Below are 25,083 nucleotides of genomic sequence, written 5' to 3' on the forward strand. Positions count from 1 at the left end.
GGGATGGAGCGGCAAGTGGGTTATTTGACCAATGTGCCCTGGCCGCCGCGCTCGGCAGGCCCGCTTTGCATGCTGACGGTATCCGCGCTCTGCACTGTGCCCGCACGGGCAGAAGTCTCGCTGCTGGTCGGCGCAGGACGCTCGCTCAGGGCGCGGGCGTACTCATGCGGCATCACCCGCACAAAGTGCCCGCGTGCCTGTGCCCAGTTGCTCAGCAGGGCCATGGCCGCAGGTGAGCCGGTCAGGCGGTGGTGCTGCTCCAGCAAGCGCCGCAGCAGGGTTTCGTCAGGCTGGGCTGCGTGCAGGGTGTGCGCTGGGGCGCTGCGCAGCTGCTCCTCGGCACTGCTGACGGGGATGAGCGACACCATGCTGAGATTGCAGCGCTCCGCAAAGCTGCCGTCCTCGTCGTAGACGTAGGCCACGCCGCCGCTCATCCCCGCTGCGAAGTTGCGCCCGGTGCGGCCCAAGACCACCACGGTGCCGCCGGTCATGTACTCGCAGCCGTGGTCGCCCACGCCTTCGACCACCGCAGAAGCGCCGCTCAGCCGCACCGCGAAACGCTCGCCCGCCACGCCACGGAAGTACGCCTCACCACTGGTGGCTCCATACAGCACCGTGTTGCCCACGATGATGTTCTGCCCCGAAGGGCCGCGCAGTCCCAGCGGTGGCCGCACGACGATGCGCCCGCCGCTTAGGCCCTTGCCCACGAAGTCGTTGGCGTCGCCAACCAGGTCAAAGGTCACGCCCGCAGGCAGGAACCCGCCAAAGCTCTGGCCGCCGGTGCCTTCCAGCTGCACATGAATGGTGCCGTCTGGCAGCCCGTGCGGATTGCAGCGCACCACCTCGCCGGAAAGCATGATGCCCACGCTGCGGTTCACGTTGCGGACCGACTGTGAGAAGCGCACCGGCTCGCCGCGCGTGATCGCTGGTTCGCACTTGCGAATCAGTTCCCAGTCCAGCGCGCCGCCCAGGCCGTGATCCTGCTGCTCACAGTGACGGCCTTGCTGGCCGGGCAAGCCCTCAGCGCGGTAGAACACGCGGCTGAAATCCAGGCCCTGCGCTTTCCAGTGGTCTATTCCGGCCCGCACGTCCAGCAGGTCACTGCGCCCAATCAGGTCGTCCAGCCGGGCGTACCCCAACTCGGCCAGCAGCGAGCGCACTTCCTCAGCTACGAAGAAGAAGTAATTCACCACATGCTCGGGCTTGCCGGTAAAGCGCTTTCTAAGCACCGGGTCCTGGGTGGCCACGCCCACCGGACAGGTGTTCAGGTGGCACTTGCGCATCATGATGCAGCCCTCGGCCACCAGCGGCGCGGTGGCGAAACCGTACTCATCGGCACCCAGCAGCGCCGCAATCACCACGTCACGGCCCGTTTTCATCTGTCCGTCGGTTTGCAGGCGCACGCGGTCACGCAGGCCGTTGAGCACCAGCGTCTGCTGGGTTTCGGCCAGGCCCAGCTCCCACGGGGTGCCGGTGTGCTTGATGCTGCTCAGCGGCGAGGCTCCCGTGCCGCCGTCATAGCCCGAAACCACGATGTGGTCGGCCTTGGCTTTGGCGACCCCCGCCGCCACGGTGCCCACGCCCACTTCAGACACCAGCTTGACCGAAATGTCGGCGCGTGGATTGACATTTTTCATGTCGTGAATCAGCTGCGCGAGGTCTTCAATCGAGTAAATGTCGTGGTGCGGAGGCGGCGAAATCAGGCCCACGCCCGGCACGCTGTGCCGCAGATACCCGATGTATTCGCTGACCTTGCCGCCGGGCAGCTGCCCGCCCTCGCCGGGCTTGGCTCCCTGGGCCATCTTGAGCTGAATCTGGTCGGCACTGACCAGATAGCCTGCTGTGACGCCAAAGCGCCCGGAAGCGATTTGCTTGATTTTGGAGCGCAGCGAGTCTCCGGCCTGCAAGGGATAGTCACTTTCCACCTGCGCTGCGCCCACCACGCTGGCCAGCGTCTGGCCCTCGCCCAGCACCTCGCCGCGCATCTCCGCCAGGTAGCGGGCCGGGTCTTCGCCGCCCTCGCCGGTGTTGCTCATGCCCCCGATGCGGTTCATGGCCACCGCCAGCGCCGCGTGCGCCTCGGTCGAGATGCTGCCCAGGCTCATGGCCCCGGTGGCAAAGCGCCTGACAATCTCGCTGGCCGGTTCCACCTCCTCCAGCGGGATGGCTTCACGGTCACTGCGAAGCTCAAACAGGCCGCGCAGCGTCATCAGGTGCCGGCTCTGGTCGTTGATTTCCTGGGCGTATTCGCGGTAGCTGCTGTACTCACCGCTGCGCACGCTGCGCTGCAAATGGGCCACCGCCGATGGACTCCACAGGTGCGCTTCGCCGCGCACCCGCCAGGCGTACTCGCCGCCGGGGTCCAGCAGATGCTCCAGTTCCTGCTCGTCGCGGAAGGCGCGGGCGTGAATCCGCAGCGCTTCTTCGGCCACTTCTTCCAGCCCAATGCCGCCCACCCGGCTGGCTGTGCCGTAGAAGTACTTGTCCACGAACTCCTGCTTGAGCCCCAGCGCCTCGAACAGTCCCGCCCCGCAGTAGGACCGGAACGTGCTGACACCCATCTTGGACATGATTTTGCTCAGGCCCTTGCCAATGGCCTTGACATAGTTCTGGATGGCCGCCTGCGCGCTCAGGCCGCCGACCCCGTCCAGACCCGGCACCACTTCCAGGCCCTGGGCCAGCGCCGACACCGTCTCCAGCGCCAGATAAGGATGAATCGCCTCGGCCCCATAGCCCGCCAGCGCAGCAAAATGGTGAACCTCGCGGGCGTCGCCGGTTTCCACGACCAGGCCGACCTTCATCCGCAGGCCACGGGCAACCAGGTGGCTATGGACGCTGCTCAGGGCCAGCAGCGCCGGAATCGGGGCGCGGTCCTTGCCCACCCGCTTATCGGTCAGGATGATGATGTTGTGGCCGCTCTGCACGGCGTCGGCGGCCCAGGCATTCACTGTTGCCAGCTTGGCCTCGATCCCCCGCGAGCCCCACGCCGCCGGGTAGGTGATGTCCAGGTCAAAGGCGCGGAATTTGCCGCGTGTGTGGCCCTCGATAGAGCGCAGCCGCGCCATGTCGTCAAAGTCTAGAATCGGCTGGCTGACTTCTAGGCACATCGGCGGATTGACGGTGTTGATGTCCAGCAGGCCCGGGCGCGGCCCCACGTAGGACAGCAGGCTCATGACCACCGACTCGCGGATAGGGTCAATCGGCGGGTTGGTCACCTGCGCGAACAGCTGCTTGAAGTACGAGTACAGAGGCTTGTCGCGCCCGGACAGCACGGCCAGTGGTGAGTCGTTGCCCATGCTGCCGATGCCCTCTTCGCCCCGCTCGGCCATAGGCCCCATCAGGAACTTCAGTTCTTCTTGCGTGTAGCCAAAAGCCTGCTGACGGCGAATCAGCGGCTCGTCGAAGTCGTCCACCTCGCCGGTCACGTCCGAGTCATCCAGGCGGAAGCGGGTGTTCTCCACCCACTGGCGGTAGGGTTTGGCCAGCGCGAACTGTGATTTCAGCTCGTCGTCTTCGATGATGCGGCCCTGTTCAAAGTCAATCAGGAACATCCGGCCCGGCTGCAACCGCCACTTGCGTACGATTTCGCTGTCTGGAATCGGCAGCACGCCAGTTTCGGAGGCCAGCACCACCAGGCCGCCCGTGGTTTCCAGGTAGCGGGCTGGGCGCAGGCCATTGCGGTCCAGCATGGCTCCCACCTGCCGGCCATTGGTAAAGACCATCGCGGCGGGGCCGTCCCAGGGTTCCAGCATGGCCGCGTGGTACTCATAAAAGGCGCGGCGCTCATCGCTGATGGTGTGGTCGCCCTCCCACGCCTCGGGAATCATCATCATGGCGGCCTGAGCCATGGGATAGCCGCTGAGGGTCAGCAGCTCCAGCACGTTGTCGAAGGTGGCGGTGTCGGATTCGCCCTCAAACGAAATCGGAAACAGCTTGGCGAGGTCGTCACCAAAGACGGGACTGTGCAGCACGCTTTCGCGGGCACGCATCCAGTTGAAGTTGCCCTTGACCGTGTTGATTTCGCCGTTGTGGGCCACCATGCGGTAGGGGTGTGCCAGCCGCCACTCAGGGAAAGTATTGGTCGAAAACCGCTGGTGCACGATGGCCAGGGCCGAGACCAGTTCAGGACGCTGAAGGTCCAGGTAGTACTCGCCCACCTGCCCTGCCAGCAGCAGACCCTTATAGATCACTGTGCGGCACGACATGGAAGGCACATAGTATTCCTGGCCGTGCCGGAAGTTCAGATTCATGATGGCGTTGCTGGCACGGCGGCGAATCACGTACAGCTTGCGCTCCAGCGCGTCAGGGACCAGGGTGTCGGGCCCAGCTCCAACAAAGACCTGCCGGATGACAGGTTCCTTTTCGCGCACAGCTGGACTCATCGGCATCTCGCGGCTGACCGGCACGTCACGCCAGCCCAGCAGCACCTGGCCCTCGGCGGCAATGGCACGTTCCATCTCCTGCTCGCAGGCGCGGCGGGCTGCGATCTCCTTGGGCAAAAAGACCATGCCTACGCCATAGTCGCCCTCGGCAGGCAGCTCTATGCCCTGTTCGGCCAATTCTGCGCGGTACAGCGCATCGGGAATCTGAATCAGGATGCCTGCGCCGTCTCCCATGAGTGGGTCAGCACCGACCGCGCCACGGTGGTCCAGGTTTTCCAGAATCTTGAGCGCCTGAGTCACGATGTCGTGTGACTGCTGGCCGCGCACGTGGGCCACAAGTCCTACTCCGCAGGCGTCGTGCTCACGGGCGCAGTACAGGCCATGTGTCTGGGCCTGGGTCCGCCGGGGCAGATCTGGCAACAGGGACGGAGAATGGTGGGTCATACGGGCCTCCTGTAAAAACTCCAGAAAGAACGTTGAGGTCAGGGCTATGGGGTAAGGACGGCGGCCAGCTGGGCAAGCACAGCTGAAACCGGGGAAGTATAACTATTCAGCCGAAGGCCAGTGTAAAAGCGCACGGTTGGTCGGCGCAGCACGGCCAGGACGGGCAATAAGCCCTAGATCATTTTGATCTGCCTGGAAATGGCGGCAGGTGGATTTCAAGTATACAAGTATTTTTACTCTTTGCCTAGCATAAAATATCCAAAAGGAGACGGAGAGTTTCGTCTGCCTGCCGGGTTAGGGGGGCGAGCACACTTCTGCTGGCTAAAGAACTTGGGCCGCTGTGGCAGCTGTGACCCACTTCAGAGAGCTGGCTTATGATGAAGAACCCATCCGTGCCCTTCCCCGCGCAGCAGCCGCTGCGCCACTCAAAGGAGCTAGACCATGACTGACTCTGCACCCGAGCGCCCCGATCTGCTGGCCTGGGCGGCGCTGGCCACCAAAGACCTGCGCGGCGCTGGCCCCGAGACGCTGAACAAGCAGACTCCTGAGGGGCTGACCCTCAAGCCCCTGTACACCGCCGCCGACGTGCAGGACATCGAAACCGATACGCTGCCGGGCTTTTCGCCGTTTACCCGGGGGCCCCGCGCCACCATGTACGCAGCGCGGCCCTGGACCATCCGGCAGTATGCAGGATTTTCCACTGCTGAGGAGTCCAACGCCTTTTACCGCCGCAACCTGGCTGCCGGGCAAAAGGGCCTCAGCGTCGCGTTTGACCTCGCCACCCACCGGGGGTATGACTCGGACCACCCCCGCGTGGTGGGCGACGTGGGCAAGGCGGGTGTGGCGATTGACTCGGTAGAGGACATGAAAGTGCTGTTCGACGGCATTCCGCTGGATGAAATGTCGGTCAGCATGACGATGAACGGCGCGGTGCTGCCGGTGCTGGCCGGGTTTATCGTGGCGGGCGAGGAGCAGGGCGTAGATAGGGCCAAGCTCTCGGGCACCATCCAGAACGACATCCTCAAAGAATTCATGGTGCGCAACACCTATATCTATCCGCCTGAGCCGTCCATGCGGATCATTGCCGACATCATCGCCTACACCGCTGCGGAGATGCCGCGCTTCAACTCCATTTCTATCAGCGGCTACCACCTGCAAGAGGCCGGGGCCAACGCCGCGCTGGAACTGGCCTACACCCTCAGCGACGGGCTGGAATATGTCAAGGCAGCCCTGGCGAGCGGGCTGGACGTGGACGCTTTCGCGCCGCGCCTGAGCTTTTTCTTTGCCATCGGCATGAACTTTTATACCGAGGTCGCCAAGCTGCGGGCTGCCCGGCTGCTGTGGGACGAACTGATGGGGCAGTTTGCGCCGGGGAACCCCCAGAGCCGGATGCTGCGCACCCACTGCCAGACTTCCGGCTGGTCGCTGACCGAGCAGGACCCCTACAACAATGTGGTCCGCACGGCGATTGAGGCGATGGCAGCGGTGTTCGGCGGCACCCAGAGCCTGCACACCAACGCCTTTGATGAAGCGATTGGCCTGCCCACCGACTTCAGCGCCCGGATTGCCCGCAACACGCAGCTCATCATTCAGGAAGAGACCGGCGTGACCGACGTGGTGGACCCCTGGGGCGGCAGTTACCTGATGGAGCGCCTGACGCACGATCTGGCCGACAAAGCCCGTGAGCTGATGCGTGAGGTAGAGGAGCTGGGCGGCATGGCGAAAGCGATTGAGCAGGGCATTCCCAAGCTGCGAATTGAGGAATCGGCGGCCCGCAAACAGGCCCGCATTGACCGTGGGCAGGACGTGATTGTGGGCGTGAACAAGTACCGGCTGGCGCAGGACGACAGCGCCTATGACGTCCTGGACATCGACAACGCCGCCGTGCGCGAGTCGCAGATTGCCCGCTTGCAAAGTCTCAAGGCCAGCCGTGACAGCGCTGAAGTGGAGCAAACCCTGGACGCCCTGCGCGAAGCTGCCCGCACGGGCGAAGGCAACCTGTTAGCCCTGAGCGTAGAAGCAATGCGGGCGCGGGCCACGCTGGGTGAAGTGTCGAGCGCCCTGGAAGATGTCTGGGGCCGTCACCAGGCCGAAGTGCAGACCCTCAGCGGTGTGTACGCGCAGGGCTACGAGGGGGTAGACGAATTCGCCGCTCTGCAAGCCGAGATTGACGCTTTTGCCGAAGCCGAAGGTCGCCGCCCCCGTATCTTGGTCGCCAAGATGGGCCAGGACGGGCATGACCGGGGCGCGAAAGTGATTGCCACTGGCTTTGCCGACCTGGGCTTTGACGTAGATGTCTCGCCGCTGTTCCAGACCCCCGAAGAAGCGGCGCGGCAGGCCGTAGAAAACGACGTCCATATCGTGGGCGTGAGCAGTCAGGCCGCGGGCCACAAGACGCTGATTCCGCAGCTGATCGCGGCGCTAAAGGCTGAGGGCGCAGGCGACATTCTGGTGATTGCGGGCGGCGTGATTCCGCAGCAGGACTATCAGGCGCTGTATGACGCTGGTGTGGTGGGTATCTTCGGCCCCGGTACACCCATCTTGAACGCGGCGCGGGACACGCTGGGCATTTTGCGGCGCAGCCGAACCGGGGCGGTGGAGAGCTGAGTCACTGGGGAGCGCAGACGCGGCGGCAGACTCTCAGGGGTGGCGCTCATCTGCCCCCTTCACCTCTGGCGGCTTCGTGCTTGGAAGGTTCAGGTCTAGGGGATTTAAGTCTGGGGCCTTCAGCTCAGGTTCCCGGCGCAGCACCCAGCCCAGCAGCAGGTCCAGGCCACGGGTGCGCAGGAATTCGGCCAGGCTCAGGCCCAGGCTCCCGCCCAGCGCCGCGCTGACCAGCACGCCGGGAGCGTCGTTGAGCGCGGGCAGCGCACTGGCCAGGGCAAAAGCGCTCAGCCCTCCGAGCAGGCCGCCCAGCAGGGCGTCGGTCAGGGTGGCGCTCCAGTGGGGCCGGGCGGCTGGGGGCAGTCCCTGGCGGGCCCTGAGGCCAAACAGGGCAGCAATCAGTAGCGACACAGCCAGCGCACTGGCCAGCGCCGGTGGGTCGAGGGTGGTCATCAGGCTGGGATTGGCCCAGAGGGCTTGGAGGTGGTGGACTGGCGGCATGGGTGATCTCCCCCCTTCAGGAGTGCTCCGCCTGGGCGATGGCGCAGCGCGGGGCTACGTCACACGCCGCTGCAAAGCGCAGTGTGAGGACGCTGGCATGTGAGGACTCTGGCGAAAAAAAGAGGCGCGGCAGGCCCCGCTTCCCTTCAGGGCCTGTAGGGCAAGCTGCGGGACTGTGGAAGCCTCGCTCAGTTCTTACCTACTAAAACTATAGTAGATACCCCCAATTTAGTCAAGAGCAGAATGCCGAGTCTAAACTTCGCAGTAGACCGCAATCTGCCCGGTGCGCCCATACGACGAAGCGCAGAAAGTGCCGCCTGCTTCGCGGAAGCGCTGCTCCTGAAGCCGTGAGCCCACCCATTCGCGTGCCCAGCAGGTGGCGAGAGCGTACCAGATGTAGTCTCCCTGGAGCAGATACCCCACCCGCTTCTGCGCCGGATTCAGGAAGACAAAGCGCCGCAGCGCCTGCTGGAGCGAGACCTCGGCCTCTTCGGCCAGCTTCGCTACGGCAGCGGCAGTTTCGCCGTGCCGCGCCAGCACGTCAGCCACCAGGGCGTCGGGCATCAGCAGCAGGTCGGCTCCGTGTTCGGTCAGCAGCTCCAGGTGTTCGTCCAGGTCGCTGACGCTGGCATGTTCGCGCCGGATGGCTCCGGTGTACTGGCCTTGTTCGCTGAGCGCATGGACCAGTTCGTGCGCTGTGTCGGCCCGCCGGGTGGCTGCCGTGCCTGCGCGGCTCACCTGCACCTGCTGGCGGCTGGCCACGCTGTATTCGCCGCGCAGCACCTCAATACCCAAGCGCCCAGCGAGCGCGTCCATGTCGCTGGGGTAGCCGACCTGCCGGTGACGGCGCTCCAGATACCGCAGGTAATCGGAAATCAGGGCGTCCATGGGGCCTCCGCGCCGGGGGGCGGTGGGTCAAAGCGTTCGCGCAGGTCCAAAAACAGAGCCAGCCACTCGCCCGCCGTCTGAGGGGTGCGGCGGTGATGCAGACTGGTTAGAAAGTGCAGCCAGCGTTCTTCGCGCAGCTCGGCAAATTCAGGCCGGACCCCGAACACTTCGGCGGCTTCGAGCAAGGCGGTGGGGACAGGCCGCTGCTCTCCACTCACCTTCCAGCCCTGCGCTGCGGCTCCGCCTGGTTCGGCCTCGCCCTGACCCGGAACAGTGCCCACCGGCACGCCCACTGCGGCTTCAAACTCGGTACCGGACCAACCCAGCATGTAGGCCAGCGCCCGCAGCTGCTGCGCCCGCGCACTTAGCAGAATATGACCCTCGGTGTCTTCTTCGAGGCGCGACAGCCACTGCTGGCTAAAGGGTTTCAGGCCTGCTGGCAGGTCGCCCGCCGTGTGCAGCGCCCGCACAGCGCGGGCCAGGTCGCTCTGTGAGCGGTACCCGGCGTGCTCGCGCCGCCGCCGCAGCGCTTCTCCATAGCGGTCCATACCCCTAGCCTACCAAAAAAGGGGTGAAAGGCTGTCAGGGGTAGAAGTCAGTCCTGTGCCCCCACCACATAAAAGGTTTCTTCGGTGATGCGTTCAGGGAACTTGCGCAGAAAGTCCACGCTGCTGAGCGCCTGCGTGCGGTGGCAGCCGATGGCTTTCAGCTTGCGGGTGATGTAGGGCGTCACGTCGCGCTTCAGGTTGGCTGGGAGCCAAGCAGGCAGCAGGCTGTCGTCTTCGGGAGCCGAGGTGCCAGCGTAGTACCACAGCTCCGGCTTTGGCCCTTCCAGGCTGTCCCAGGCTGCTTTTACAGCGCGGTGGGTGGTCTGGTGATCGGGGTGGCCGTTGGAGCCGTTGGGCGGAAAAGTCAGCAGGATTTCGGGCTGGTAGCGCTCCAGCGCTTCACGGGATACCTGCACCAGCGCCTCAAAATCATGTTCGCGGAGTGCCTTGTCAGGAAAGCTGTGCTGCTCATGTACGGTCAGGCCCAGCACGTCCAAGCAGGCGGCCAGCTCCACCTCGCGCATCTCGGCCAGCTGTTCGGGGGTGTCACACAGGCCCAGGGTGCGTCCGGCATTGCCCCGCGTCAGGGTGACCAGGCCGCAGCTGTGGCCAGCGTCTTCAAACTCCATGATGGTGCCGCCTGCGCCGTACACCTCGTCGTCGGGATGCGGCACGATCAGCAGCAGTTTCAGGCGGGGGCTATGGGAAGGGATAGGGTCGGCAGTCATGCGGCTCAGCATAGGCCACCTGGCAGGAGCGCACCGTATTCCTATCTGTGTCTCCTATGTTCTGTGGCCCGTGTCGCCGTCTCTGGCCGCCCTGTATCTTTGACACCTGCATCTGAATTGTTATTCACTTTTGCGAATGAGGAGCGTATGCTTAGTGCTCCTCAAAGTTGGCGGTGGCGGCCAGGCATCCGACCTGTCTTCCCAGAACCGACGCGAGCTTTTGCCTCTGGCAGGGCTCTGCCTTGATAACCAGAGCCCCGTCTAGAATTCGCCAGCCGCTCTTACGTTTCCCCGGTTCAGCGCAAGTGGACCCTGCCCCTCACTGAAGGACACTGTATGCCCAAAATCTTCCATAGCCTGTATATACAGGTCATCATCGCCATCGTGCTCGGCATTCTGGTCGGGTTCCTGTTTCCCAGCTTTGGCGAAAGCCTCAAGCCGCTTGGCGACGGCTTCGTCAAGCTGATCAAGATGATCATCGCGCCGATCATCTTCGCCACAGTGGTCAGCGGTGTGGCGCACATGCGCGACACCAAAAAGGTAGGCCGCGTGGGCGGCAAAGCCCTGATCTATTTCGAGCTGGTCAGCACCCTGGCGCTGATTATCGGCCTGGTGGTGGTCAACGTCTTGCAACCGGGACGCGGAATGAATGTGAATCCAGCAGACCTCGACAGCTCCGGCATTGAGAAGTACAAGGAGGCCGCCGGAGAGCAGAGCGTGACCGATTACCTGCTGCATGTGATTCCCGATACCCTGTTCAGCCCTTTTATCACGGGCGACCTGCTCCAGGTGCTTCTGGTGGCGCTGCTGTTCGGCTTTGCACTGCTGCGCCTGGGCCGACTGGGCGACCAGATTCTGCACGGCATTGACATGGTTAACCAGACCATTTTCATCATCCTGGGCTTTGTGATGCGGCTCGCGCCCATCGGGGCTTTTGGAGCGATGGCGTTCACCATCGGCAAGTACGGCCTGGGCAGCCTGCAACAGCTGGGCTTCTTGATGGGCAGCTTCTACCTCACCTGCCTGATCTTCATTTTTGGGGTGCTGGGCTTGATTGCCCGGTTTTTCGGGTTCAGCGTGGTCAAACTGATTCGCTACATCAAAGAAGAGCTGCTGATCGTGCTGGGAACGTCATCCAGTGAATCGGCTCTGCCCCGCCTGATGATGAAGATGGAACACGCTGGCGCTGAAAAAAGCGTGGTGGGCCTGGTGGTGCCCACTGGGTATTCGTTCAACCTAGACGGTACTTCCATCTACCTCACCATGGCCGCTGTCTTTATCGCGCAGGCCACCAACACGCCGATGGGCCTGACCGAGCAACTGGGGCTGCTAGCCGTGTTGCTGCTGACCTCCAAAGGCGCAGCCGGGGTGACGGGCAGCGGCTTTATCACGCTGGCGGCCACGCTGGGCGCAGTAGGCCATGTGCCTGTGGAGGGCCTGGCGCTGATTCTGGGGATTGACCGCTTCATGTCCGAAGCGCGGGCGCTGACCAATTTCATCGGCAACGCCGTGGCGACTGCGGTGGTGGCCCGCAGCGAGAATGCGCTGGACATGGACCGCTTTACCCGCGCCCTGAACGGCGAAGACCTGCCCACCATCGAACCCGACGTGGCGAGCGAGGAGCGCGGTGAGGGCCGCGAGATAGACGCGCCCAAGCCTGCCTGAAGCCCGCAGCCATACTGCTCGATTCTGGCCCCTGCCCTCCTGCGGTGGGGGCCTTTTGACGCACCCACTACGCCATCTGGCGCATGCTCCAGCGGCTGGCCCTCTGTCAGCATGGCCGCATGCCTACCATGCCTACCTCTGCCTTTACCCTGCGCGACCCTGTCTATCCGGCTGATGCCGAAGCTATTGCCAGGGTTCGCAGCGCCGCCGACCCCAGCTGGCCGGTGACGGCGGAGCAGGTGCTGCACTACCACACCCACCGCGACCAGAATCTGTTCGACACCGAAGTGCTGGCCGAGCAGGGCGGGTGTGTGGTGGCCGCAGGCAGTATCGGCCACGACACCTTCTCGCATGAGGAGTGGCGCTATTGGGGCCACCTGAACGTGCATCCTGACTTCAGGGGCCAGGGCATCGGCGCGGCGCTGTATGACGAACTGCTGCGGTGGGTGCAGGCGCGGGGCGCACGGGAAATCCGCACCATGCTCAGCGACCTGCCCCACGACGCGCCGGGCGTGCGCTTCCTGACCGCGCGGGGCTTCGTGCCGGCCTGGGAGCGCTACGAATCCAGCCTACACACGCGGGACGTTGACCTGCACGCCTTTGGCCCCCTGCTGGAGCGTGTGGCGGCGGGCGGCATCGCGCTGAAATCTCTGGCCGAACTCGTTGGCGACCCGGAGCGCAACCGCTGGCTCTATGAACTGGACTGGATTCTCTTTCAGGACGTGCCGATGGGTCTCACCCTGACCCGACGAACCTTCGAGCAGTGGGTCAGAGAAGAGCTGGACGACCCCACGCTCCGGCCTGAGCTGTCGTTCGTGGCAATTGACCCTGGCCGGAGCGACCCGCTCACCGGTCCCTACATTGGCTACAGCACCATCGGCTGGAATCCAGCGGGCGGGTACGCCTACATCGGCATAACGGGGGTGCTGCGCGAGTACCGTGGACGCGGCATCGCCAAGGCGCTCAAGGTGGCGGCGATGCGCTCACTGGCGGCGGCGGGCGGCGGCGAAATCAAGACCTTCAACGACTCGCCCAACAAAGCCATGCTGCGGATGAATGAGGCGCTGGGATTCAGGCGCACAGCGACGCGCACGCGCTATGAGCTGCGGCTGGACGGTCAGGAATGACCACCCTCCGCCCTGCCACGCCCGCCGACCTCACCGCCACGCTCGCCATTTACAACGCGGTCTATCCTCACCACGCCAAGTCCCTGGAAGAGACTGAGCATTTTCTGGCGCAATTGCGGGGCAGTCCCCTCCAGCCACACCTTCACGACTGGGTAGCGGAGGAAGACGGAGAAATCGTCGGCACGGCGCGGCTGTGGCAAGCGCCTTGGATGTTTCATCCTGACCGCTATCACCTGGAGCTGATGGTCTTGCCCGAGTTCCGAGGGCGGGGCATTGGTGGGGCGCTCTTTGCCGCAGTCTGGCAACACGGGCAGGAGCGCGGCGCACGGGAAGTGCTGGCAGGCGCCAAGGAAACCGAAATGCAGGCGCTGGCGATGCTGCAACGCCGGGGATTTCGCCAAGTCATGCGCTTTTTTGACAGTGTGCTGCGGCTGCAAGACTTTGACCCGCAGCGCTGGCAAGCCGAAATGCAGCTCCCCGAGGGCGTGCGGGCGCTGACCTTTGCTGACCTGAAGGCGGAAATCGGTGAGGATGCCGCTTGGCAGGCGTATTTTGACTGTTACCGCGAAGCGCGGCTGGACGTCCCGCGCACCGCGCCGCCTAGCGAAGCCACCTTTGCGGAGTTCCTCAAATACCGCTCACAGCCCAAGTTTTCGCCCACAGGCGTGTGGCTGGCTGTGACGGACGCTGGCGAAGTGGTCGCGCTCTCGGAACTGTGGCGCGACAGTGCCAATCCAAAGCGACTCAATGTGGGCCTCACGGCAACGCGGCGGGCGTATCGGCGGCGGGGCCTGGGGCTGGCGCTCAAGCTGCGAGGCATGGTGCAGGCCCAAGCGGAAGGCATCCGCGAAATCTGGACGAACAACGCCAGCAACAATGTCCCGATGCTCGCGCTGAACGACGCGTTAGGTTTCGTGCGCCAGCCCGCGCATGTGGAGTGCCAGTGGGGTGGGGTGTAATGCTCCTCTCCATAGACTGGGACGCCTATTCGGGCACCCGTGAACTGGTGTTCGATGCGCCGATTTGGGGCACCCGTGACCGCGAGCATGACCGCCTCGCCGCCTGGCAGGAGCGGGCACAGAAGCGCAGCGGCCCCGGCTCCGGCTGGGCAGCGCTGGCCGCCGATTTTCCGCTGTATGACGGCTGGCAGGACCTGCAGCAATACGCGGGCCTTCCCGCCTTCGTGACCCTTTCGCACGCCGATATTTGGCCCGTGTTGGAGCGCTATGCGGGAGCCGAGGTGCTGAACATAGACAGCCACCACGACCTGACCAGCTTCAGCGGTGACGCGGCCCGCCTACGTCCTGGCAACTGGGCGGGGCTGGCGCTGTCGGCGGGGCTGGCAAGTCGGTACGAGTGCCGCTATCCGCTGTGGCACGCCGGACTCCCCGTGGCTGAAGGCTACGACCTCAGCCGTACCCACACCGAACTCGCGCCGCTGCTGCCTGCGCCCGTGCTGGAGCGTGTGACGCTGACCCGCTCGGCTGACCTTCCCGCGCCTGACGCAGTCACCGCACTGATGCTGGTGCAGTCGCCCGCCTGGACCAACCCCGCCCATGACCGCGAGTTCTGGGTGTTGGCGGAGGCGCTTGGGGTGGACGTGCTGGTAGAGCCGCTGCGGCGGGATGGCTGAAAAGTCTAAGGGTATAAGCGGTAAGCGTGCTGGCCCTTAAAGTTCTCTACATCCCCAGCAGGCCTTTGTACCACTCCACCACGCTGTCCCCCCACAGCATGGCGACCACGGCGCCAATCGCCAGATAGGGGCCGAACTTGAGGCGGTTTTCGGCCTTCATCGCCATCTGAATCACGCCCAGAATCGCCCCAGCAAAAATCGCCGCGCCGATGCTGACCAGCACGCCGCTTACCCCCAGGAAAGCACCGATGGCCCCGGCCAGCTTCACGTCCCCGAAGCCCATCGCGCTGGGGTCAAAGGGCGCGTCTTCCTCGGCTTCAGTGGCTCCGGCTTGCTTCTGAACAAAGCCGTACTGAATCCACCAGTACAGCCCAGCAATCAGGGCGGCTGCGCCCGCACCTTGCAGGGCACCACTGACCATGGCGAGCGGGTCGCGCCCAAAGTTCACGCCCAGCGCCAGGCTCAGCAGTGCCCCGCCCAGTGTGAGCAGCTCGGGCACGCGCACCACGCGCCGCGCCCCGGCATTCACCATCGCCGAGAGCAGCGCCGCGCCCAGGCCCCATAGCGGCCCAGCCCAGGCCGAGACCAGCAGCGCCAGCGCAATCTGCTGGTGCCCAATCGGCGTGTCGGGATACTGCCGCTCACGGAAACGCCGCAGCACCCACGAGCCGATCAGGTCAATGGTCATCAGCAGGCCCGCCCCGGTCAGTGCGCCTGCCAACGCTTCGGCGAAGTTGGGCAGACCGCCGTTCGCTAGTCCACTGCCGGCCAGTGCCGCGAAGCCCAGCCCCAGACTCACACCGGGCAGGGTCAGCTCGTCGGGAATGGTGTAGGTGTCCAGGTCAATCGCGCTGCCCGCCAGCAGGATGGTGAAAAACAGCATCAGCCCCAGCGTGCCCAGGCCGTACGCGGCGGGCGGGTAGAAGTAGGCGATTAAGGCGTAGGCCACGCCCGAGATCACCTCGACCACGGGGTAGCGCCGCTTGATGGGGGCGCGGCAATAGCGGCACTTGCCGCCCAGCGAGAGCCACGACAGCACCGGCACCAGGTCTTTCGGGGCCAGGGCGTGGTCGCAGTGGGGGCAGTGGCTGGGCGGAAAGGAAATGCTTTCGCCGCGTGGCAGCCGCCAAATCAGCACATTGGTAAAAGAGCCGACCAGCAGCCCGAACAGCAGGGCGCTGAAGAGAATAAAAGGCAGAGGCAGCAGTTCCACGGCCCGCAGTGTAGGGCTCTCAGTCTCACAAAAATGCTCCCCTCGTGCCGCACCGGCTCTGTTGGATAGTTATCCGCCCTATTCAGCCGCTCTGCCGTGGCTCTTGTCTGCCTGTCACTCTCTTGCTGGGGTCCATTCAAGGCAATTTTGACGCTGTATAAGCCTCTGGGCTATCTTGGAGTCTCGCCCGAAGTGCCTTGCATAACTATCCTGCCAGGGCTTAATATTCTCGCAGCGAATCGGTGGCTGCTCAGGCGGCGACCATCCCCCCCGGAGGATCACTATGACTATGAAAGCCGTTTTTCCCCTGATGCTGCTGGGCGGCCTGACCCTGAGTGCTTGTACCTCCAAGCAAGAAACCAAAACCACCACGACCTCGGAAACGCAAACGACCACCACGGCTACGGCGGGTAACGCTGCGTCGGGTGGGGCCTGCATGGACCGCATCCGCAAAGATGGCCTGCGTGTGATCACCAGCCCTGATTACCCGCCCTACGAATCCACCAATGAGCAAAACCAGATTGTGGGCTTTGACGTAGATATGGTCAACGCGATGGCCGAGGAGATAGGTGTCAAGGCCGAGTTCACCGGCCAGGGCTTTGAGGGTCTGATTCCTTCGTTGGTCGCAGGCCGCGCTGACCTGATTGCGGCGGGCCTGTCTATCACTGAGGAGCGGGCCAAGTCGGTGTCGTTTACGGACCCCTACGAAAAGACCAAGAACGTGATTGTGGTGGGTGTGGACAGCGACCTGAATGGCCCTGAAAGCCTCAATGGCAAGACGGTAGGTGTCCAGCTGGGCACTGTCCAGGCCGACATGGCTGCCGAAATTGAGGGAGCGGATGTCCGCACCTTCAACCTCTTCAGCGAAGCGCTGGCCGCCCTCAAGTCGGGCCAGATTGACTCGATGATTGTGGACGCTCCGGTGGGCAACAACTACATCAAGGTGCATAGCGACATCAAGCTGGCGGGCGAAATGGACGGTGCCAGCAAGGCTCTGGCGACCCAGCTGGAGTGCACTGACCTGGTGGCTGAGCTGAACGCCGCCCTGGCTACCTTGCAGCAAAACGGCGAACTGGAAAAACTGCACACCAAGTGGTTCAGCGACCAGGCGCAGTAAGCTCTTTTTAATGGATTTCCAGCTGATCGTAGACAGCCTTCCTTTTTTGCTTAAGGGGGCTGTTCTTACCATCCAAGTCACGGTCATCGCCCTGGTGGCTGGGATTGTCCTGGGCACCCTGCTGGCGCTGGCGCGGCTGTCGCCAATAAAGCCGCTGTCCTGGCTGGCAACGGCGTATATCGAGCTGATTCGCGGCACGCCACTGCTGGTGCAGATTTTCCTGATTTACTTCGGCTTGCCGCAGGTGACGGGGATCAATCTTGATCCCTTTCCCGCTGGGGTGCTGGCGTTCTCGCTGAACTCGGCGGCGTATGTGGCCGAGATCATGCGTTCGGGGATTCAGGGTGTGCCGCGTGGACAGACCGAAGCGTCGCTGTCGCTGGGCTTTTCGCCGCGTGACACCATGCGCTATATCGTGCTGCCGCAGGCCTTCCGCCGGGTACTGCCTCCGCTGGTCAACGAATCCCTCAACCTCCTGAAGAACACCTCGCTTCTCTCCTCTATCGCTCTGGTTGAGCTGACCCGTGCTGGACAGATCGTGGCCGCCCGCAGCTACAAACCGTTCGAGATGTATCTGGGGATTGCGCTGGTGTACCTGGCGATGACGATGGTCCTGAGTTTCCTGTCGAGCCGCGTCGAAAAGCGCTGGGGGGCCGGTGAGCGCCGATGAGCACAGCAGACCTGTCTGCCCAAAATCTGAGTGCCCAGAAGCTGACTGCTGGAAAAGAGGTGCCCGTGAGCAGTGAACCCATCATCGAGATTCAAAACCTGAACAAATGGTACGGCCAGCACCACGTCCTCAAAGACGTGAACATGCAGGTGTTGCCAGGCCAAAAAGTGGTGGTGGTGGGGCCTTCGGGGTCGGGCAAGTCCACCCTGATTCGCTGCATCAACCGCCTGGAAGAATTTCAGCAGGGGGATATCGTGGTCAACGGCCACCGCCTGACTGAAGCCCGCAACCTCCCGCTGGTGCGCCGTGAAGTGGGCATGGTGTTTCAGAGCTTCAACCTGTTTCCGCACATGAGTGTGCTGGAAAATGTCACCCTGGCTCCCCGCAAGCTGCGTGGCCTGAGCGAAGCCGACGCGAGAGCCCGCGCCGCCGCGCTGCTGGAGCGGGTGGGGATTGCTGAGCAGGCCGCCAAGTTCCCAGGTCAGCTTTCGGGTGGGCAGCAGCAGCGGGTGGCAATTGCCCGCGCTCTGGCCATGCAGCCCCAGGTGATGCTGTTTGACGAACCCACTTCAGCGCTTGACCCTGAAGTGGTGGGTGAAGTGCTGGATGTGATGCGTGGCCTGGCCCAGGAAGGAATGACCATGATTGTGGTCACGCACGAGATGGGCTTTGCCCGCGAGGTGGCTGACCGGGTGGTGTTTATGGACCGGGGCGAGCTGCTCGAGGACTTGCCGCCTGCCGAGTTCTTTGGAGCTCCCCGCTTGGAGCGCACCCAGAATTTCCTGAGCCGCGTGCTGAACCACTAGAGATTGCCCGCTTCGCAGCGTAGAAATGCGCCCAGAGATCTTGGTCAAGCACCGCTGCCGGTCCCTTCTTTGCCATGAGGGACCGGCAGTGCTGTTGGAGGCGCGCTTGTGTATTAGCGCGGCACTTCAGCTTGCAAACTGGCCAGCCGCAGAGCAAAGTGAGGGGAACGACAAAGTAGATGCAGCTCAGGCAGGCCAGCGGGCCTGGGCCTGAGTGTCTCAAGTCCCGGTCCCGCCTTCTTGTCTCTGAGCGTGCGGGCTGCGCCGGGCAGAAAGGACCGCGAAATGACCTCAGCCACCCTTCCCAAAACCCAGATGATCAACCTGGGCCTGGGCTATCCCGCCGACGCCCTGCTACCGCACTCGGTGTTTGAGCAGGCTTCTCAGCACCGCTTCGCTCAGGGCGACGCCTACTTTTTGCAGTATGGAGACGAATGGGGCGATCCCTCCCTGCGCTCTCAATTGGCGGACTTTCTGACCCGGCACTACGGCTTTGCGGTGGCCCAGGAAGAACTGCTGATTTCCGGCGGTATCTCTGGCGGTTTGGACATCGTGTGCAACATGCTGGCGCAGCCCGGTGCGGTGGCGATAGTAGAAGACACCACCTATTTCGCCTCGCCCGACATCATGCAGAGTCATGGCCTGACCGTGGTTCCGGCTCCCCTGGACAGCGGCGGCCTGGACCTGGCGGCGCTGGAAGCGTTGGTGCAGCAGCATCGGCCCCGGCTGGTCTATACCATTCCCTCGCACCACAACCCCACGGGTGTCACCCAGGGGCGCGAGCGCCGCGAAGCACTGATTGCGCTGGCCGAGCGCTACGACTTCTATGTCGTGGCTGACGAGGTGTATCACCTGCTGAACTACGGTGTCGCCGCGCCGCCTTCGTATTCGGCCTATGTGTCGAACGGGCGCGTCATCTCGCTGGGCACTTTTTCCAAGATTCTGGCCCCAGGGCTGCGCGTGGGCTGGATTCATGCCCGGCGTGACGTGCTGGAATTTCTGGTGACCAACCCCACCTTGCAGAGTGCGGGGGGGACCAACCCCATTGGCGCTTCAATGGTGACTTCGGTGCTGGAGCTGGGGCTGATGGACCAGTATCTGGGCGAGATTCTGGACACCTTTGGTTCCCGCGCCGCCGCGATGGTCGAGAGTCTTCAGGCCCCCGCTTTTGCGGAGTGCGAATTCAGCGTGCCGGAGGGTGGCTATTTTGTCTGGTTGCGCTTGCCGCCGGGTATGGTGGCCGAGCAGCTGGAGCCACGCGCCCAGACCTACGGCGTGACCTTTAAGCCGGGCAATATCTTTTCGGTAGAAGGCCGCTATCAGGACCATGTCCGGCTGTGCTTTGCCTTCAACGACGAAGCTCAGATACGTGAGGGTATCGCCCGGCTGGGTGAGGCCCTCACGAGTATGCGGCGCGGCTAGGTCAAAGCCTGCGCTCAAAAGTCAGCCACAGCGGTTCCGGGCGGTAGCCCAGGCGTAAGTTGACCCGCAGCATTGGTAGGTTGGTGACGGCGCCGCCGGTGCTGGCCTGCGTGAAGCCTTGTTGCCGGAGCTGGTCCAGGGCGTAGGCTTTGAGGGCTGTGGCCAGCCCGCGCCCACGCTCGCTGCGCCGGGTGACGGTGCCCGCGCTGTCCGGCTGACCGTCCGGAAAGTGGACGCTGGTGTAGGCCACCGCCTCGCGGCCTCGCCACAGCACCCAGGTACGCCACTCGCGCAATTTCGCGGCGAACTCGTCCCGGCTCAGGTGCTCACTGGCGGTGGCTGGGGTCGCTGGTGCGTCGTCTGTGAACTGAAGGTGCAGCGCGTACAGCTCGTCCAGGCTGTGCTGGTCGTCTGCTGGGGTCCATTCGCGCACTTCATAGCCGTCCAGGTACAGCTGCTCAAGTCCCAGTGCGAAGCGGTCCAGGCTGAAGCCCCCCAGGTCCAGGTGCGCTCCGAAGCTTTGCCACACGTTCGCAAAGCCAGCGGCCTGAAACCACGCCACCTGCTCGACCCAGTCTTCGCGCACCACGCCCAGCACCCGCGTGAAGCCGCGCAGGTCGCCTCCGCTCAGCGCCGCCAGATAGAGGCGCGAAAAGTGGGCCGCGTCTCCGCACAGGCTCAGGCGCAGGGCGTCCTCGGCACCGGCACCAAAGGGCGACAGCCAGGCGCTGGCAAGCAGCTCCTGTGCGTCAGCGACCCAGCGCGTGCCACTTTGGGCCAGCAGGTCAGCGGCACTCACGGTCCACTGCTCCCGGCAGGCGACTGTCTGCATGCGGGCCACTGCTGCGGCGTCGGCTGGGGCAAACGGGCGCAGCTGGGCGCAGAGGTCAAGGTTCATGCGCTCAGCCTGCTGCCTGGCGTGCCCAGGAGACAAGGTGGCCTGGTAAGCCAGATGGCCTATTTGGCTGTGACCGGAACCGCCTGCGCCCCGAGTTTGCCCTTGACCAACTCTTGAACTCCCTGTGACCCAAAGGTGACATATCTCATGCTAGATTCGCGGCAAGTTGAAAGCTTACGGTCTGCACGCCCTGAAATCTCCGCCGCCCCAGCACTGGGAAGCCGGCCAGGGACGCGGCGCTGACAACTTTGACTCTGACCCTGTGGGGCTGCCGTGCGGCGGCCCCCTTTGTTTTGGAGGTGCCCTATGACTCTAGAAGCCCAGTACAAGACCCTACCCAAGATGCTTAAGGTGAGCGAGGTGGCCGATTTTACCTGCACACACGAGCGCACCGTGCGCCGCTGGATTCGTGACGGGCGTCTGCGGGCGGTAGAGGCTCCGGAAGGTGTCAGGATTCACCGCCGCGCCCTGTGGCGCTTCCTGGGTCTAGACCTGGAACTGAGCGCGTAGAAGAAAGAGCGCCATAGCCGGGAAGCAGCCAGGAGCCTTGATTCGGTATCCCTGGACGCTGGACAAGCTCCCGCGTGGCTTCAGCCCGTAGACTATGGCTATGCCGACTACCTTGTCCGAGCGCCTCAGCCGTGAGCTGGAAGGCCTGCGCGAATCCGGCCTGCTGATTTCCCCCAAAGTGCTGGAAACACCCAACCGGGCCCATACCCGCATTGATGGCCGGGACGTGCTGAACCTCGCGTCCAACAACTATCTGGGCTTTGCCGACCACCCGGCGCTCAAGGCCAAGGCCGAAGCCTATCTGCGCGAGTGGGGTGCTGGGGCTGGGGCCGTGCGCGGGATTGCCGGCACGCTCCGAATCCATGAGGACTTTGAGCAGCAGCTGGCCGAATTCAAGCACACCGGCAGCGCCCTGGTGCTGCATTCCGGCTTTACCACCAACCAGGGTGTGCTGGGGGCCCTGCTTCAGCCGGGCGACCTGGTGGTCAGCGATGAGCTGAACCACGCCAGCATCATTGATGGCCTGCGGCTGACCAAGGCCACCAAAAAAATCTATCAGCATGCCGACATCGCTGATCTGGAGCGGGTCTTGCAAGAAAACGACACCGACGGCCTCAAGCTGGTGGTAACCGACGGCGTGTTCAGCATGGACGGCGATATCGCTCCGCTAGACCAAATCGTAGAAGTGGCCCGCCGCTACGGGGCCATCACCTACGTGGACGACGCCCACGGCTCCGGGGTACTGGGAGAGGCGGGGCGCGGGACTGTGCATCACTTCGGCTTCGAGCACGCCGACGACGTGATTCAGGTGGGCACGCTCTCCAAGGCTTGGGGTGGGGTGGGCGGCTACGCGGCAGGCCACGCGGACCTGCGCCAGTTGCTGATCAACCGGGCGCGGCCTTACCTGTTCTCCACCGCGCAGCCGCCCGCTGTGGTGGGGGCCCTCTCGGCAGCGCTGGAAGAAGTGCAGCGCGATCCCAGCCTGATGGAACGGCTGTGGGACAACACCCGTTATTTCAAAGCGGGTATTGAGGCCCTCGGCTTTGACCATATGAACAGCCAGACCCCCATCACGCCCGTCGTGTTCGGCGAAGCGCCCGCCGCCTTTGAAGCCAGCCGCCGACTGCTGGAGCGCGGCATCTTCGCCACTGGCATCGGCTTTCCCACCGTGCCGATGGGCAAGGCCCGTATCCGCAATATCGTGACTGCCGAGCATACCCATGACGACTTGGACCGCGCGCTGGAAGCCTATGGCGCAGTGGGCAAGGAACTGGGTGTGATTTCTTGAGCGCTGATCCCCACCGCAAACCTGCCGTGGGTGACGGCCAGGACAAGGGCGCGGACGTGCAGGCCATGTTCGCTGCCATCGCACCCCGCTACGACCTGCTCAACCGTGTGCTCAGCCTCGGCGTGGACCAGACCTGGCGCTACGCCGGGGCCCGCGAAGCCCTCGCCAAAGCGCCCCGGCGCGTGCTTGATATTGCCACCGGCACCGGCGACTTTGCGCTGATGCTCAAGCGCCGCGCTCCCTACGCCGCTGTGACCGGCAGCGACTTTGTGCCGCAGATGCTGGAGATTGCCCGGGCCAAGAGCGAGCAGGCCGGTCTGGACGTCACCTGGGAAGAGGGTGATGCCCTACACCTCCCCTACCCAGATGCCAGCTTTGATGCGGTCACCTGCACCTTTGGCTTCCGCAATTTCAGTGACTACCGGCGCGGTCTGGCCGAGATGCACCGCGTGTTGTCGCCTGGGGGCCGACTGGTGATTCTGGAGTTTCCACCTCCTGCCGAAAACCTGTTCGGGCGGGTGTACCGGCTGTACTTTCAGCAGGTGTTGCCGCGCATCGGTGCGCTGGTGAGCGGGGACAACAGCGCCTACACTTATTTGCCCGAAAGCGTGCTGGCCTTTCCAGAACCTCAGCAGCTGGTCCGCATGATGCGTGAAGCAGGCCTGAGCGCCCGCTACCACCCGCTCAGCGGCGGGATTGCCGGGATGTGGGTGGCCGACAAGCGCTAAAGGCGACGGCCTGTCCGGAGCAAAACCTTACCCCTTTACAGAGTTCTGTACAAAAGTACAAATCTCTGTAAAATAGGTCTATGCTGAACCACCTGATGTTGGCTCTGCTGTTGGTGTCGCCTGTGGCTGTCGCTGCTCCGGCCAGCGCCCCTGCTCCTGCGGCGCAAAATAGCGTGACAGAGGCAAAGGCAGTTGCGCTCGCTCCACTGCTGGAGTTGCTGCGTGAGCGGCCCCAGGATGTGGCGCTGAGCGTGTACCGGGTCAGCCCCGGTCAACCGCTGCCTGAGCCCCTGCTGGCGCACAACGCAGCCCAGCCGATGCCGCTGGCAAGCTCCTTCAAGATCGTGGTGCTGGCCGCCTACGCCCAGGCAGTGGCGGCGGGCGAGCTAGATCCACAGCAGCCGGTGACGCTGGCCGAGTGGGAAAGTTTTTATGTCTTGCAGGACAGCGGCGCTCACGCAGCAGCCCTGAAGAGCCTGGATATTCCCGCCGACGCCTTCGGGCGGGCCCAGGACGGCGCACGCACCGTGCCGCTGGACACCCTGGCCCGCGCCATGATCCAGTTGAGTGACAACGCCGCCACCGACCTGATTCTGTCCCGACTGGGCCGTGCGCGGGTGGAGGCTGCCGTGCAGCGCCTAGGCATAAGCGGGCAGGAGCCGCCCGCCCCAGTGTCTGGGGTATTTGCCGCCTGGAGCTCTCCGAATGCGGCTGAACTCCTGGCGCTGACCCCAGCTCAGCGAGCTGACCGGTTCTGGCATGAGGCGGCGCAGGTGGCGGCCTGGCCCAGTCGCCGCCAGCCAACGAGGATTGTCTTTACCGCGCTGCGGCGGGACGCGGCCCTGGACCGTCAGCTGCAAAATGCTGCCTTCCCAGCTGGCACCACCGCCGACTACGCCCGGCTAATGGCTGGCGTGCTGGGCGCAGATACTGGACAACCGGGCACCGGGCAATTTTCCTCAGACGAACTGGCTGTGATGCGCCGTCATCTGGGCTGGCTGACCGAGGTGAGCCCCAAAAATGCTGCCGCGTACAGCGCCATCTATCTCAAGGGTGGCAGCCTGCAACACGGGGTTCTGACCCACAACTATGCCATGACACCTTCGCAGGGACCGAACGCTGGGCAGAGCGTGGCCGTGAGTCTGTTTTTCCGCAACCTGTCTCCCGACCAGTATGAAGCGGCGCAACAGACCCTGAACGAGTGGATGCTGCTGCTGGCCTTCGACCCAGCGGCGCAGGCCGCCGTGCAGCAAGCCCTTAGGTGAAAGGCGTAAGGCAGGCGCAGGCCAGTGCAGGAGAAGCCCTGGTTATCTCTGCAGTGCTCTAGACTGGCGGGATGACTGAGCAAGTGCCCGCCCGCCTGGCTGAGCTAGAACGCCGCTTGGCAGCACTCGAGGCTCAGGTGGCGGCGCTCAGCCAGCCAGACCGTTCGCCGGGTCCTGCCACAGACCGCGCCTGGGCGCTGGAGTCCTTGCAGGAGTTGGTGCCTGACGGAGCCGTGCTCTTTGCCGGACATGTCCAGTTGGGAGCAGGGGGTGACTGGGTCTGGCAAGAAGCTCACCCAGCGGCGGCCTTGCTGGACCGTGACTGGTCAGGGGTAGCAGCTGCGCTATCGGCCCTGGGGCATCCGCTGAGGCTCGCGCTGCTGCGGGCTGCGCTGGATGGGCCGCAGCCCGCGCCGGTCCTGGGCGAGCGGGTGGGCCTCAGCGGTGGGCAACTTTATCACCACCTGCGGGAGTTGCAGGCGGCAGGTTGGCTTCAGGCCCAGGCACGGGGCCCCTACCGCGTGCCTGGTGGGCGGGTGATTCCACTGCTCACCGTTCTGGCGGCATGTGGCCTACGGGAAGCTGGCCCCGCACATGCTGAGGCTGCACCTGAGGTCAGCCTAGACAGGTAAGGCCCAGCCCGCAG

The 25,083-nt window shown here is 64.1% G+C and carries 21 protein-coding genes; 14 read left to right on the top strand and 7 right to left on the bottom strand.

The window, feature by feature from the left end:
• Window positions 1-20: 20 nt before the first annotated feature.
• On the bottom strand, window positions 21-4,826 hold the full coding sequence (locus IE158_RS01955) for a glutamate synthase-related protein (protein WP_229838836.1): 4,806 nt from the start codon (window positions 4,824-4,826) through the stop codon (window positions 21-23).
• Between the two features lie 441 nt (window positions 4,827-5,267).
• Here IE158_RS01955 and scpA point away from each other — a divergent pair, with 441 nt between their 5' ends.
• Window positions 5,268-7,433, top strand: a complete 2,166-nt coding sequence (gene scpA, locus IE158_RS01960) for a methylmalonyl-CoA mutase (protein WP_189641994.1) — start codon at window positions 5,268-5,270, stop codon at window positions 7,431-7,433.
• A gap of 33 nt (window positions 7,434-7,466) precedes the next feature.
• On the opposite strand, the gene IE158_RS01965 is transcribed toward scpA, so the two are convergent.
• The 4 genes from IE158_RS01965 to IE158_RS01980 all read right to left on the bottom strand — a co-directional run bounded on the left by IE158_RS01965 (window position 7,467) and on the right by IE158_RS01980 (window position 10,095).
• Window positions 7,467-7,931 (bottom strand): hypothetical protein, encoded by a 465-nt coding sequence (locus tag IE158_RS01965; protein ID WP_189641995.1) that lies wholly within the window; start codon window positions 7,929-7,931, stop codon window positions 7,467-7,469.
• A 252-nt stretch (window positions 7,932-8,183) separates the two neighbouring features.
• Window positions 8,184-8,819, bottom strand: coding sequence for an ImmA/IrrE family metallo-endopeptidase (locus tag IE158_RS01970; protein ID WP_189641996.1), 636 nt, complete (start codon window positions 8,817-8,819; stop codon window positions 8,184-8,186).
• Window positions 8,807-9,367 (bottom strand): helix-turn-helix domain-containing protein, encoded by a 561-nt coding sequence (locus IE158_RS01975; protein ID WP_189641997.1) that lies wholly within the window; start codon window positions 9,365-9,367, stop codon window positions 8,807-8,809. The genes IE158_RS01970 and IE158_RS01975 overlap by 13 nt, the downstream gene beginning before the upstream one ends.
• A 47-nt stretch (window positions 9,368-9,414) precedes the next feature.
• Entirely contained in the window at window positions 9,415-10,095 is a 681-nt protein-coding gene (locus tag IE158_RS01980; RefSeq protein WP_229838837.1) for a PIG-L deacetylase family protein, read from the bottom strand.
• 336 nt (window positions 10,096-10,431) lie between these two features.
• Here IE158_RS01980 and IE158_RS01985 point away from each other — a divergent pair, with 336 nt between their 5' ends.
• From IE158_RS01985 to IE158_RS02000, 4 genes are all read left to right on the top strand, one after another.
• Window positions 10,432-11,760 (top strand): dicarboxylate/amino acid:cation symporter, encoded by a 1,329-nt coding sequence (locus tag IE158_RS01985; RefSeq protein WP_189641999.1) that lies wholly within the window; start codon window positions 10,432-10,434, stop codon window positions 11,758-11,760.
• Between the two features lie 119 nt (window positions 11,761-11,879).
• Window positions 11,880-12,887: a GNAT family N-acetyltransferase gene (locus IE158_RS01990; protein WP_229838838.1), complete on the top strand. Its 1,008-nt coding sequence runs from the start codon at window positions 11,880-11,882 to the stop codon at window positions 12,885-12,887.
• Window positions 12,884-13,846: a GNAT family N-acetyltransferase gene (locus IE158_RS01995; protein ID WP_189642000.1), complete on the top strand. Its 963-nt coding sequence runs from the start codon at window positions 12,884-12,886 to the stop codon at window positions 13,844-13,846. Before IE158_RS01990 ends, IE158_RS01995 begins: the two co-directional genes overlap by 4 nt.
• On the top strand, window positions 13,846-14,520 hold the full coding sequence (locus IE158_RS02000; RefSeq protein ID WP_189642001.1) for an arginase: 675 nt from the start codon (window positions 13,846-13,848) through the stop codon (window positions 14,518-14,520). Before IE158_RS01995 ends, IE158_RS02000 begins: the two co-directional genes overlap by 1 nt.
• A 46-nt stretch (window positions 14,521-14,566) precedes the next feature.
• On the opposite strand, the gene IE158_RS02005 is transcribed toward IE158_RS02000, so the two are convergent.
• Window positions 14,567-15,733 carry a prepilin peptidase gene (locus tag IE158_RS02005; protein ID WP_189642002.1) on the bottom strand — a complete coding sequence of 389 codons (1,167 nt, stop codon included), beginning with the start codon at window positions 15,731-15,733 and terminating at the stop codon, window positions 14,567-14,569.
• A 283-nt stretch (window positions 15,734-16,016) separates the two neighbouring features.
• Here IE158_RS02005 and IE158_RS02010 point away from each other — a divergent pair, with 283 nt between their 5' ends.
• From IE158_RS02010 to IE158_RS02025, 4 genes are all read left to right on the top strand, one after another.
• Window positions 16,017-16,850, top strand: coding sequence for a basic amino acid ABC transporter substrate-binding protein (locus IE158_RS02010; RefSeq protein ID WP_189642003.1), 834 nt, complete (start codon window positions 16,017-16,019; stop codon window positions 16,848-16,850).
• A gap of 10 nt (window positions 16,851-16,860) precedes the next feature.
• Window positions 16,861-17,520: an amino acid ABC transporter permease gene (locus IE158_RS02015; protein ID WP_189642004.1), complete on the top strand. Its 660-nt coding sequence runs from the start codon at window positions 16,861-16,863 to the stop codon at window positions 17,518-17,520.
• Window positions 17,521-17,585: 65 nt separating this feature from the next.
• Window positions 17,586-18,326 (top strand): amino acid ABC transporter ATP-binding protein, encoded by a 741-nt coding sequence (locus IE158_RS02020; RefSeq protein ID WP_308430666.1) that lies wholly within the window; start codon window positions 17,586-17,588, stop codon window positions 18,324-18,326.
• 285 nt (window positions 18,327-18,611) lie between these two features.
• A complete protein-coding gene (locus IE158_RS02025) occupies window positions 18,612-19,748 on the top strand; it encodes an aminotransferase-like domain-containing protein (protein WP_189642005.1) in 1,137 nt (378 codons plus the stop codon).
• A gap of 1 nt (window position 19,749) precedes the next feature.
• Here IE158_RS02025 and IE158_RS02030 read toward each other — a convergent pair whose 3' ends face one another.
• The gene (locus IE158_RS02030) at window positions 19,750-20,646 is read right to left on the bottom strand and encodes a GNAT family N-acetyltransferase (protein ID WP_189642006.1); all 897 of its coding nucleotides are present in this window, start codon (window positions 20,644-20,646) and stop codon (window positions 19,750-19,752) included.
• Window positions 20,647-20,952: 306 nt separating this feature from the next.
• On the opposite strand from IE158_RS02030, the gene IE158_RS02035 reads away from it, so the two are divergent.
• The 5 genes from IE158_RS02035 to IE158_RS02055 all read left to right on the top strand — a co-directional run bounded on the left by IE158_RS02035 (window position 20,953) and on the right by IE158_RS02055 (window position 25,069).
• The gene (locus tag IE158_RS02035; RefSeq protein WP_189642007.1) at window positions 20,953-21,156 is read left to right on the top strand and encodes a helix-turn-helix domain-containing protein; all 204 of its coding nucleotides are present in this window, start codon (window positions 20,953-20,955) and stop codon (window positions 21,154-21,156) included.
• A gap of 100 nt (window positions 21,157-21,256) precedes the next feature.
• Window positions 21,257-22,444 carry a glycine C-acetyltransferase gene (locus tag IE158_RS02040; RefSeq protein WP_189642008.1) on the top strand — a complete coding sequence of 396 codons (1,188 nt, stop codon included), beginning with the start codon at window positions 21,257-21,259 and terminating at the stop codon, window positions 22,442-22,444.
• The gene (gene ubiE, locus IE158_RS02045) at window positions 22,441-23,172 is read left to right on the top strand and encodes a bifunctional demethylmenaquinone methyltransferase/2-methoxy-6-polyprenyl-1,4-benzoquinol methylase UbiE (RefSeq protein WP_189642009.1); all 732 of its coding nucleotides are present in this window, start codon (window positions 22,441-22,443) and stop codon (window positions 23,170-23,172) included. Before IE158_RS02040 ends, ubiE begins: the two co-directional genes overlap by 4 nt.
• Before the next feature lie 80 nt (window positions 23,173-23,252).
• Window positions 23,253-24,437, top strand: a complete 1,185-nt coding sequence (locus tag IE158_RS02050; protein WP_189642010.1) for a serine hydrolase — start codon at window positions 23,253-23,255, stop codon at window positions 24,435-24,437.
• A 71-nt stretch (window positions 24,438-24,508) separates the two neighbouring features.
• Window positions 24,509-25,069 (top strand): helix-turn-helix domain-containing protein, encoded by a 561-nt coding sequence (locus IE158_RS02055; RefSeq protein WP_189642011.1) that lies wholly within the window; start codon window positions 24,509-24,511, stop codon window positions 25,067-25,069.
• The last annotated feature ends 14 nt before the right edge of the window (window positions 25,070-25,083 follow it).

The sequence above is a fragment of the Deinococcus piscis genome, from assembly GCF_014653275.1.
Taxonomy (GTDB): Bacteria; Deinococcota; Deinococci; order Deinococcales; family Deinococcaceae; genus Deinococcus; species Deinococcus piscis.